The following is an 11,559-nucleotide window of genomic DNA, read 5'->3' as shown; positions in this document are numbered from 1 at the left end:
TATAAATGAAGTTTATAGTAATTGATTTTGAATACCTGGTATGGATCGTATGGATTCCATTTCTATAGAAATAGATCCAATTCTATTCTATATAATGTATATGTATCCCATACACATTATAACTACTTATAGCTTATTATGAAATAATAGACTTAGGTGGTCCTCTGAGTGTTCTTTCCTTTAAAGTATAATTCGCGATAAACTCCCTTCTGTTCGAATTGATTTTTCTGGAAACATGTATGTTTTCAATATGCGCTAATTCAGCAGCAGAAAGCTGTATCGTATCGAACAACTGGTATTGATGAAATAAGGAACAGTCGCAATACTCTTGAAAAGAGACTGCCTTGTTTATTTGTTCAGCCTCTATTTTCTGTACCGTAATTCCCAATGTTTCTTCTACTCCATGATCACAAAAATATTCATGGAATATATGAAAGGATTGCCCTCCTATAAACAGGAGTAAAAAAAAGAAAGCAATATGTTTTCGGAAATTTGTTTTCAATGATTTTGGCTGTCAATTGTGGAGGTCAAATGTAGAAAAAAGAAGAAGAAACCTCGATTTGATTTTGTTAATAATTAGATAAAACAAAAACTTTAACACTATCATTTTACTGACGGGCAACTACTTGTAAACACATCAATTATTGCAACATTATTGCAATTGATTGTTTCACAAAGACTTATTTAGTTCCTGCCGCTCTCCATTGGGTATAACGAAGGCAATGCATCACTTTGCCAATACTCTTTAGTTTCTATATCCAATGCTGTTAACTTTCCTGTAAAAGCAGCTCCGGTATCTATATTCCATACATTCACTCCCCTCATTGGAGTATCACGGTTATATTTGATTGTAGGAGTATGTCCTATATATATTTCAGAAAACAACTTCAGACGTTGGGGGTATACACTAGCTGTTTTCTCAATATTGGTATCCATTGTCAATGCCATTTCCCATAATGTTCTATCCCAGCTATAATTGGACTCATACACTTCTTTTTGGGGACCATGCATAGAGGAGAAACCTGCATGAATAAATAATCGATTCTGATCATCGATGTGGTAATTTTTTAGTTTTTTATAAAACGTGTAGTGAGCAGCCAGGTCATAAGATGCCCCTCTATATGAAGTAATTGTCTCTCTTCCTCCGTTTTGATACCAGATTTTATTATCTGTTTTTTGATACTCCAACCATTCTCCCCACCATACATCGTGGTTTCCTTTGATAAAAACACAGGTTTGTTTTTTATCTAGTTGTATTAGAAAATCAATAAGAGTTGCGGATTCACTCCATCCATCCACATAATCTCCTAAGAAAATAAGTCTGTCTTCTGTTGTTACTTTTGCTCTTTTAAGCAATTGTAATAGCGCTTTAAACCCTCCATGAATATCTCCTATGACTAATGTTCTCATTATTCAGTAACATTTATATACCGTGAAGGTACTGACTCTGTTAACCAAACTCCATTTTTTGATTTAAAAAAAGAAATTCCTTCCCGGTACATTTTTCCTGACTGGATAAACAGTATAACAGGTTTTCCTCTTCTGGCTCCAACTTTTGTAGCTGTTTCTATATCCTGACTCAGATGCACATGATGTCTATTCATTTTTAGCAACCCTTCTTTGCAAATAGATTTCATAAAAGCAGCAATTGTTCCATGGTATAACACTTCTGGGGGTTTTTCGGCTTCATAAGCTAATGCTACTGAAACGGAATGTCCTTGATTGGCCCGGATTTTGGTTTTATCATCATTAAAGGCGTAGCGCTGTTTATCATTTGTCTTTACCAAATGCTCTAATAACTCCTGATCCAATTGAGGGTAATACACCTTTATTTTCTCCAATAAACTAGAGACTTCTACCCAGCCATTTTTATCGAGTTGTATTCCTATTTTTTCAGGTTGATGCCTTAAAATCAAGCTTAAAAACTTCCCTATTCTTTTATCATTGTTTTTCATTCTCCTCCTTCTTTTTTTGACATAAAACAGTTGATCATATTACTATCAGCCGATTACAAAAGCTTGCGATCAATTTTTCTATATCCTTATATCTTGCTATTTGGTTTTTCCATATTTGAGGTATATTATCATACCCATAATAAAGTCCTGCCACCCCTCCAGCAATAGCAGCAGTAGTGTCTGTATCTCCTCCTAAATTAACTGCTTTCAATACGGTTTTTTTATAGGTATCTTCCTGTAGAAAGCACCATAAAGAAGCCTCCAACGAATGTAATACATATCCAGAACTATGTATAGCTTCTTCTTTTTGACTCTCTATATCCTGTACTAGTACCCTAGAAAACAGTGCTATTTCCTCAGGGTTAAATTCCATTTTTTTGGCAAAATCCAATACTCTTTCTTTTACTTTTTGATAAGCTGTTTTTTTATTTATGCCTTTCAACAATAACAATCCATATTCTACATATATAAAACAGGCAAACACTGATCTAAAATGAGCATGTGTAATTGACGAGACCTCTTTTACGATTTGATACCTCCTAGTCATATCTTTTTCAGGAGCTAAAAAATACACCAATGGTAAAATTCTCATGAGGGATCCATTCCCATTATCCTCTGCAAATAAATTCCCCGAAAACTTTGCAGATTCTCCCTTCATAATTCTTTGAATAGCATGCTTTGTACTTCCTCCTATATCGAATACCTCATGATGTGCTCCCCAAAAGCCTTCTCTATACCATCGCACAAAGTAGTTTCCTATTCTTTCGAGGTTATATTCTTCTAGTAAAGCAGCTATTGTGCAAAATAATAATGAGCTATCATCAGACCAGGTTCCTGGAGGTTGATTCCATGACATATAGCCCTTCATTTCTGAAACAGGGTTTTCTTTTAGACTTTCTCTTGTTTTAAATTCCACCGGAACCCCTAGAGCATCTCCAACAGCTACTCCAAAAATCCCTCCCCAAATACGATCTGCATTCATCTTGTTATAATTTTATCTGAGTAATGTTTTCTCCTTCTACATCTGCAAATGAGTTTGTTGTAAAAACAGTATCAAAACAATCCTCCAAAGCTGTTGTACCCTTACTAAATATCCCGTGACTTACAATTAAACTTAATTTTGCTGCCTGTTTTGCCCTCAATGCTGTTGCCAGCCCTAAAAATGTTCCTCCTCCATCACAGATATCATCTACTATAACACAATGTTTTCCTTCTAAAGTATCTTCGTATACTTTGAATCCGGACAGCTGCCCGGTTTTCACATCTCTTTTCTTAGAACACTCTACTACCGGAATTCCTCCTAAAAATTCTGAAACTTTATAAATTTTCTTTAAGGCTCCCCCATCAGGAGAAATCAACACGACCTCCTCTTTTATTTGCTCTAAAGATTCTTTTACAAAATCATAGTTATGAAGCACCGTTACATTATTTAGTAACGCTGGGACTACCTCTGAATGCGGATCAAATACCTTTACCTGACGATATCCCTGCGCATTTATGATATCTGTATACACTTTGACACTTAATGCCTCACCTACAACCATAACTCTGTCTTGTCTCGCTGCCGGAAAATACGGTATAAATACATCTATGGTGGCTACTCCCATCCTCTTTAATGCATCAGTTGCAATCAATAATAAGCCTAAATCATTGAATGATCGTATTCTATGAGTAATACAAATTTCTTCCCCCAGGGGTATCTCCTGAATTTTAATATGTGGCTCTCCTCCACTAAAAACAAATGCTTCAAAATGAATAGATGGTCCGAAAGGTGTAAAAAGAGGATCTAGATGTAGATAATTCATAATTGCGTTATTTTAACGCAAAAATACTTCAGAAAAACGATATCACAAAATATTTTGCGTAAAAAATACATTATTTAATTATTCCACAGAAGATACTAATGGATTAAAACTTTTTTTAGATCTCACAGGTATGCCCCAAAAATATATTATAAATAAGATAATGATCCGCTCATTATAGTGCTCCGCAAGGCAGTTCATTTCTCTTTACCATTAAAAAATATAGATTCAACACTTGATTTATTCCCTATCCAATCTTTTATAAGATAGTTTACTTCATTCAGAACAGTACTTATTTTATATCAAACAAGAAGCCTTTTTCTTTTAGCATAAAATATTGTTTCTTATTAAATTTAAATAGGTTAGCTGGTCGCCCCCGTCCTTCCGAAACTTTTTCATCTAATTCTTCTAAAATTCCAAAACCAAGAATTTTCTTTCTAAAATTTCGCCTGTCTATTTTCTTTTCCAGAATAGTGGTATATAATTTTTCTAAATCCGAGAATAAAAATTTAGTTGCTAGCAAATCAAATCCTATAGGTTCGTACGTCAACTTGTTTTTTAATCGTTCTTTGGCAGCTTCAATAATAGTTGTATGATCAAAAGCAAGAGCCGGGAGTTCCTGAATATCAAACCATTGCACATCATTCGCATCTGTATCGGCTTTGATCGTATAATGCTCTGGTTTCACCAGACCAAAGTACGTAATACTAATGACCCTGTTTCTGGGGTCACGTCCTACCTCTCCAAAAGAGTACAATTGTTCCAGGTAATCAATAGTTACATTTGTTTCTTCTTTTAATTCTCGCTCTACTGCTGCTTCCAGGCTTTCTTCTTCTTTTACCAATCCTCCGGGTAATGCCCAATATTCCTGAAAGGGTGGAATATCTCTTTTTATTAATAGTACGCTTAATATATTGTCTTTATACCCAAAAACAACGCCATCAACTGCTACTTTTATGTTTTGATGCACCATATAAGCAAAGTTACATATTTATAATTTTTGTAAAAAAAGAAAACTCCTCAGGCTTTTCCTGAGGAGTTTTTAATATTGATAATAACTCGTAAAATGAGTTTATATGCTATTAAGAATTTTGCTTTTTAATAAGATTAAGTGCTGATCCTTCTTTAAACCATTCTATTTGTGAATCATTGTATGTATGATTCAATTGGATCGTATCTTTTGTTCCGTCTGCATGTACTATTTCTAATGCTAATTGTCTATCTGGAGCAAATTGATCCAGATCCAAGAAGTTAAAGGTATCATCTTCCTGAATTAAATCATAGTCATTTTCATTAGCAAATGTCAATCCTAACATTCCTTGTTTTTTCAGGTTTGTTTCGTGAATACGAGCAAATGATTTTACAATTACAGCTCTTACTCCAAGGTGACGAGGTTCCATTGCAGCATGTTCTCGGGAAGATCCTTCTCCATAGTTGTGATCTCCTACAACTATTGTTGGGACCCCTGCTGCTTTGTATGCTCGCTGTGTAGCCGGAACAGCATCATAGTCTCCAGTAATCTGACTCTTTACAGAATTTGTTTTCTTATTATAGGCATTTACTGCACCTATCAGACAGTTATTAGAAATATTATCCAGATGTCCTCGGTATCTCAACCAAGGTCCTGCCATTGAGATATGGTCAGTTGTACATTTTCCAAATGCTTTGATCAACAATTTAGCTCCTGTGATATTTTTTCCATCCCAGGCAGCAAATGGCGTTAATAATTCTAATCGCTCTGAATCAGGATTTACTACTACATTAACATGCGACCCATCTTCTTCAGGAGCTAAATATCCCGCATCTTCTACATCAAATCCTCTTGGAGGTAACTCCCATCCTGTTGGTTCATCCAACATAACTTCTTCTCCATTCTCATTCACCAACTTATCTGTTAAGGGGTTAAAATCCAACCTTCCTGAAATTGCTACAGCTGCTACCATCTCCGGAGATGCCACAAAGGCATGTGTATTTGGATTTCCATCGGCACGCTTCGCGAAGTTACGGTTAAAAGAATGTATAATTGAGTTTTTCTCTGCCTTATCTGCTCCTTCTCTTGCCCATTGTCCGATACATGGTCCGCATGCATTGGTAAATATTTTTGCATCCAGTTTTTCAAAAATATCTAATAAACCGTCTCTTTCTGCCGTATATCGTACTTGTTCTGATCCTGGATTAATCCCAAATTCTGCTTTTGTTTTTAATCCTTTATCAATAGCTTGCTGTGCTATCGAAGCCGCTCTTGATAAATCTTCATAAGAAGAGTTGGTACAAGAACCGATTAATCCCCATTCTACTTTCAAAGGCCAATCATTTTCTGTCGCCTTTTTATTCATTTCTCCTACTGGGGTTGCTAAATCAGGAGTAAAAGGTCCGTTAAGGTGTGGTAACAACTCTGACAAATTAATCTCGATAACTTGATCAAAATACTGTTCAGGGTTTGCATATACTTCTGGATCTCCAGTTAAATGTTCTTTTACTTCATTAGCTGCATCTGCTATATCACTTCGATCTGTAGAACGTAAATAACGTTCCATTGATTCATCATATCCAAAAGTAGAGGTAGTAGCTCCTACTTCCGCTCCCATATTACAGATCGTTCCTTTTCCTGTACAGGACATTGCTTCTGCTCCGGGACCAAAGTATTCTATTATCGCTCCGGTTCCTCCTTTTACTGTAAGAATTCCAGCTACTTTTAGTATTACATCTTTTGGAGCCGTCCACCCCGAAAGCTTTCCTGTTAGCTTTACTCCTATCAATTTAGGGAATTTTAACTCCCATGGCATCCCAGCCATTACATCCACTGCATCTGCTCCTCCAACTCCAATTGCAACCATTCCTAACCCTCCTGCATTAACTGTATGAGAGTCTGTTCCAATCATCATTCCTCCTGGGAAAGCATAGTTTTCCAAAACTACCTGATGAATAATTCCGGCTCCTGGTTTCCAGAATCCAATTCCGTATTTATTAGAAACTGATTCTAAGAAATTGAATACTTCGTTACTTGTATTTAAAGCGGTTTGCAAATCTTTATCTGCTCCAACTTTTGCCTGAATTAAGTGGTCACAGTGTACCGTAGTAGGTACTGCAACTTTGACTTTACCTGCCTGCATGAACTGTAGCAAAGCCATCTGTGCTGTTGCATCCTGACATGCGATACGATCCGGAGCAAAGTCCACATAATCTTTTCCTCTTGAAAAAGCCTTATCTGCTTTTCCATCCCATAGGTGGCTATATAAAATTTTCTCTGCTAAGGTCAAAGGTTTACCTGTAATCTCACGTGCTGCTGTAACACGTTCTGCTACTTGACTATAAACCTTTTTAATCATATCAATATCAAATGCCATACTTTATATTTTTATATATTAAAAAGTCTTGCAAAAATACAAATTTTAAAGCATTTTAGTGAGCTATAAGCTTTTCGCCTTTGTTTTTTACATTTTTCAAAAAAATAACTATTTCATTTTTTGAATTTTATAAAATACCCATCCCTATAATATAGAATCATTAAAAAAAAGATTTACGGGTATTCCTGCTATATTTTGCAGAAAACATGTGATGCCTTTTTCTTCTTTTCTATGTTACTCTGAAAATAAATCACTTACAAAAAAAAGCCAGTACTTATAAAAAATAAGCATTGGCTTTATCACTTAATTATAATTATCGGGATATGTAATTATTTCACAATAATAAATTCACTTCTTCTGTTTTCCTGATGTTCTTTGGTAGCACATGGAACTCCGTCTTCACATTTATTAACCAATTCCGTTTCTCCATATCCTTTTCCTGTCACTCTACCCGGGTCAATCTCTCCTTTCTCTATAATATATTTGATCGTACTCTTTGCTCGACGATCACTTAAACGTAGATTATAGCTATCATCTCCTCTACTATCCGTATGAGAACGAACATCTATACGTAATTGAGGATACTCTTTCATCGCTACAATAATCTTTTGTAATTCCACTTCGGCATCTGGTCGGATCTTTGACTTATCCAAATCAAAATAAATCTCTTCTAATGAAAGTAATTTTGCTAAGTCGTCCCCTTCTTCAACTTCTTTCTCCTCTAAAATACCCTGTTTAAGCACAAAAGAAACCTCGTATTGTTCTGCCAGACTAGCATTGGTTGTAAGAAGCTCTTCGGATGGACTATAACCAACCTGTGAGGCACGAATCAGGTATGATGTATTACAATCTATCTCAAAGGAATATTTCCCTTCATCATCTGTTAAGGTTCGGGTGATTTCTTCTCCATTGTCTTTTAACAAAACAACCAAAGCTTCTCCCATAGTGGCAGATGTTTGCTCATCTGTCACATTACCTGACACCATTTGTTTACAACTCGCTATTAAATCTTCCTTTTGACGGAAACTATAAATATCATCATTCCCAATACCTCCATCTCGATTACTCGCAAAATACCCCATTTTTGTGGCTTCATTCAGTACAAAGGAAAAATCATCTCTAGGACCATTAATCGGACGTCCAACATTATATGGAACTGAAAAATTAAAATGATCCTGAATAGAGATATATACATCCAATCCTCCTAAACCGGTATGACCATCACTAGAGAAATACAACACTCCTGAATCACTGATATAAGGAAACGTCTCTCGACCTTCTGTATTGATATGATCTCCCAGATTACGAGGGGTTCCATACCCTCCATCTTCTAAAATGTCTACTACATAAATATCGGATAACCCATAACTACCAGGCATATCACTGGCAAAATACAATTGTTTCCCATCTGCACTTAACGATGGATGCGCTACTGAATATTCTTCACTATTAAATGGTAATTCTTCTACATCTTTCCATTTATTACCATCTAAGGTAGCTTTGTATAGTTTTAATAAAATTGTCCCTTTTGAATCTGTTCCTACCTTTCTATGGCTATAATTATTTCTTGTAAAATACACTGTCTTTCCATCTTTACTAAAGGTCGTAGAAGATTCATGAAACTTTGTATTGATCTTCCCTTTTAGTTTTTTGGGAGCACTTAAGTCCCCATTTCCTTCTATTACATCAGAAGAATACAAATCCAAAAAAGGCATTTCATTCCATTCGTGTAAGGTCTTTGTCATATTCTGACCTTCTCTGGAAGAAGCAAAAATTAGTTGCCCCTGGTGGTTAAAGCTAGGAGCGTAGTCCGAATGAGGTGAGTTAACACTTAATTTCAATAGTTGGAATTTTCCTGACTGCATGTCTATAAAATCCAGATAATTTCGAGTACTCATAAAGGAAGATGCTCGAAGATCATTCCCTGCACTGGTATAAAATGCTTCCATGATTCTATCTGCTTCTTCATATCTGCGTTTACTTTTTAACCCCTGTGCATACCGAAATAAATACTCTGGCTCCATATCATCTCCATACTCGCTGATCAGACGTTCATACCAGGAAACCGATTCATCCAACTCTCCGTTGAAATAATAGGAATCTCCTATCTTTTTATACAAACTCGCAGAACTAAATCCTTTTTCTGCTACTTTTAGATACACCTTGCGAGCATCAACAAAAGCAAATCTCTCAAAATCATTATCCGCCTTTGTTAATTGTTTCTCTTGAGAGAAAACCACACTGGACAGTACTGCCATTAAAATGATACTTATTCTTATTTTTTTTACCATAACTATTGTTATTTATGTTAAAAGAATCGAGGGGTTAATACTCTATCATATTTTTTAAATAGTTCAAATCGCACTAAAACTTCATAACTTCCATCATTGAATACTGCTTTACCTAATTCCGTAGTTTCTCTATCATATCCAAAACCAACCATCATCGCATCTGAAACCTGTAGTCCTACCATACCACTCAGGGCTGCATCCCATCTATAACCTACTCCTAACGTTAATTTTTCATATAATAAAAAACTAGCTGAAACATCTACCTGTAAAGGAGCTCCAAAAACCAATTTAGTTAATAAAGCAGGTTTAAACTTTATATATTCATTGATATCAAATGTATGACCGGTAATAAGATAGTAATTGATTCGCTCTTCAGCAATAAAAGCCTCTGAATTATTGTTATTTACAGTAGCACTTTCATCAAAATGTTTTGTTTCTAAGAGATTTGGAGCACTTAAGCCCATATAAAAGCGATCAGTATAGTAATATAACCCTATCCCTACATTGGGACTGAACTTGTTATCAATGTTATTTTCAAAAAGTGCATCATTGACATCAAACTTACTCAATCGTTGAAAATCTACATCGAGCAAATGTCCTCCTGCTTTTAACCCAAAACTTAAACGACCTATGTCAGAAGTAGGAATTGTATATGAAAAATCAATATCAAAATACGTCTCTCTGGTAGGACCAATTTCATCGTTAACAATAGAAACTCCTAACCCAACTCTATCCGTATCTCCTAAAGGGGTATTAAAGGATATGGTTTGGGTTCTGGGAGCTCCGTCCAAACCAACCCACTGGCTTCGATGAAGTCCATTAATACTAAAGACACCTCGACTACCAGCATAAGCCGGGTTAACACTGATTGTATTATACATATACTGGGTGTATTGAGCATCTTGCTGAGCATATAAACTTGTCAAAACAAAGAATGCAATACATGCACTTACTCTGGTTACAATTGTTTTTTTCATAATGTATATGGGGATTTAGTCAACAGGCATTTCGTCAATTAGAAATACCTGTTGAGTACATTTTTTAAGTATATTATCTGTTTATATATAAGTAGCCTGTTTTAGACTGATTCACTCCGTCAGAATCCACATAGTTCAAAACATAATAGTAAGTTCCTACCGGTAGTTTCTTACTCCCCTGAATGGTTACTCTACCATTCGAAGTTCCTGTAAAATATGCAGTCCCGGATTGTTCATATCCACTGGCCTCAAATACCATCACTCCCCATCTGTTATAAATACGTAATGTATTATTGGGATATTTCTCCAATCCTTCTATTCGCAATTCATCATTCACTCCATCTCCATTAGGGCTAATCCCTGTATGAATTGTAACATCTCCTTCACATCCTAAAGAACTAACATCTACTGTTTGAGGTAATGTTATACTTGATCCATTATAGTCACAAGGACTAAGACCATCTGTACCGTCTTTTACTTCATCTCCATCAGTGACTCCATCTCCATCAGTATCTTTTTTAACTGCATCAGTACCATTAGTCACTTCATCTTCATTTGTAACTCCATCCTCATCACAATCCAAAGCATTCCATTCATCACTAACAATACTTATATCCTGATCATCGGCATTATAATCACATCCATCAAATGGATTTGTATTTTCTGGTCCTGCTACACCATCTCCATCAGGATCTACTTCTACTCCATTGATAACTCCATCTCCATCACAATCTGACATTGCCCAAACATCGTAAGTTGAAGAAGACATATCTGGTATAACCTGATTTGAAACACTACATGCATCCTGAGGATCCGTTCCGTTCGTCACTTCCTCACCATTATTTTCTCCATCTCCATCACAATCCAATGTCTCCCAATTCGCATCAGGCACTAATGTTACACTAGCTCCATTATAATCACAATTATCCAGACCATCGGTTCCATCTGTTTTTTCATCTCCATCTGTTACTCCATCACCATCTGTATCTGGGTCTATCGGATCTGTACCATCTGTAATCTCTTGTCCGTTGGTAACTCCATCCTCATCACAGTCTAATGCATTCCAGGCTGCACTTGGTGTCACATCCTGATTCGCTGCTACTAAACTACATCCATCAGTTGGGTCAGTACCATCTGTAATCTCTTGTCCGTTGGTAACTCCATCCTCATCACAGTCTAATGCATTC

General features: G+C 35.9%; 10 protein-coding genes. All 10 read right to left on the bottom strand.

Going from position 1 to position 11,559, the window contains the following annotated elements:
- Window positions 1-136 precede the first annotated feature (136 nt).
- On the bottom strand, window positions 137-502 hold the full coding sequence (locus tag ACFSTE_RS02810) for a hypothetical protein (protein ID WP_176029294.1): 366 nt from the start codon (window positions 500-502) through the stop codon (window positions 137-139).
- Between the two features lie 182 nt (window positions 503-684).
- Window positions 685-1,413 (bottom strand): metallophosphoesterase family protein, encoded by a 729-nt coding sequence (locus tag ACFSTE_RS02805; protein WP_176031113.1) that lies wholly within the window; start codon window positions 1,411-1,413, stop codon window positions 685-687.
- The gene (locus ACFSTE_RS02800) at window positions 1,410-1,955 is read right to left on the bottom strand and encodes an RNA 2'-phosphotransferase (protein ID WP_378256368.1); all 546 of its coding nucleotides are present in this window, start codon (window positions 1,953-1,955) and stop codon (window positions 1,410-1,412) included. The genes ACFSTE_RS02805 and ACFSTE_RS02800 overlap by 4 nt, the downstream gene beginning before the upstream one ends.
- A 34-nt stretch (window positions 1,956-1,989) precedes the next feature.
- Window positions 1,990-2,937, bottom strand: coding sequence for an ADP-ribosylglycohydrolase family protein (locus ACFSTE_RS02795; protein ID WP_378256370.1), 948 nt, complete (start codon window positions 2,935-2,937; stop codon window positions 1,990-1,992).
- Between the two features lie 4 nt (window positions 2,938-2,941).
- Entirely contained in the window at window positions 2,942-3,760 is an 819-nt protein-coding gene (prs, locus tag ACFSTE_RS02790) for a ribose-phosphate diphosphokinase (RefSeq protein WP_378256372.1), read from the bottom strand.
- A gap of 289 nt (window positions 3,761-4,049) precedes the next feature.
- A complete protein-coding gene (locus ACFSTE_RS02785; protein ID WP_176029290.1) occupies window positions 4,050-4,730 on the bottom strand; it encodes an NUDIX hydrolase in 681 nt (226 codons plus the stop codon).
- Window positions 4,731-4,839: 109 nt separating this feature from the next.
- Window positions 4,840-7,104: an aconitate hydratase gene (locus ACFSTE_RS02780; RefSeq protein WP_378256374.1), complete on the bottom strand. Its 2,265-nt coding sequence runs from the start codon at window positions 7,102-7,104 to the stop codon at window positions 4,840-4,842.
- A gap of 329 nt (window positions 7,105-7,433) precedes the next feature.
- Window positions 7,434-9,395 (bottom strand): OmpA family protein, encoded by a 1,962-nt coding sequence (locus ACFSTE_RS02775; RefSeq protein ID WP_378256376.1) that lies wholly within the window; start codon window positions 9,393-9,395, stop codon window positions 7,434-7,436.
- A 17-nt stretch (window positions 9,396-9,412) separates the two neighbouring features.
- The gene (locus ACFSTE_RS02770; protein ID WP_176029287.1) at window positions 9,413-10,372 is read right to left on the bottom strand and encodes a PorP/SprF family type IX secretion system membrane protein; all 960 of its coding nucleotides are present in this window, start codon (window positions 10,370-10,372) and stop codon (window positions 9,413-9,415) included.
- Window positions 10,373-10,445: 73 nt separating this feature from the next.
- Window positions 10,446-11,559 (bottom strand): gliding motility-associated C-terminal domain-containing protein (locus ACFSTE_RS02765; protein WP_378297949.1); only part of this gene is annotated, 1,114 nt, incomplete at its 5' end.

It is taken from the genome of Aquimarina hainanensis (assembly GCF_042684685.1).
GTDB lineage: Bacteria > Bacteroidota > Bacteroidia > Flavobacteriales > Flavobacteriaceae > Aquimarina > Aquimarina hainanensis.
Note: the sequence above shows the minus strand (reverse complement) of the source record. Positions and strands in the feature narration are given on the sequence as shown.

Coding starts and splice junctions, on each gene's coding strand:
- ACFSTE_RS02780 (WP_378256374.1), bottom strand. CDS start 7,104: ATGGCATTTGATATTGATATGATTAAAAAGGTTTATAGTCAAGTAGCA.
- ACFSTE_RS02775 (WP_378256376.1), bottom strand. CDS start 9,395: ATGGTAAAAAAAATAAGAATAAGTATCATTTTAATGGCAGTACTGTCC.
- ACFSTE_RS02795 (WP_378256370.1), bottom strand. CDS start 2,937: ATGAATGCAGATCGTATTTGGGGAGGGATTTTTGGAGTAGCTGTTGGA.
- ACFSTE_RS02800 (WP_378256368.1), bottom strand. CDS start 1,955: ATGAAAAACAATGATAAAAGAATAGGGAAGTTTTTAAGCTTGATTTTA.
- ACFSTE_RS02770 (WP_176029287.1), bottom strand. CDS start 10,372: ATGAAAAAAACAATTGTAACCAGAGTAAGTGCATGTATTGCATTCTTT.
- ACFSTE_RS02785 (WP_176029290.1), bottom strand. CDS start 4,730: ATGGTGCATCAAAACATAAAAGTAGCAGTTGATGGCGTTGTTTTTGGG.
- prs (WP_378256372.1), bottom strand. CDS start 3,760: ATGAATTATCTACATCTAGATCCTCTTTTTACACCTTTCGGACCATCT.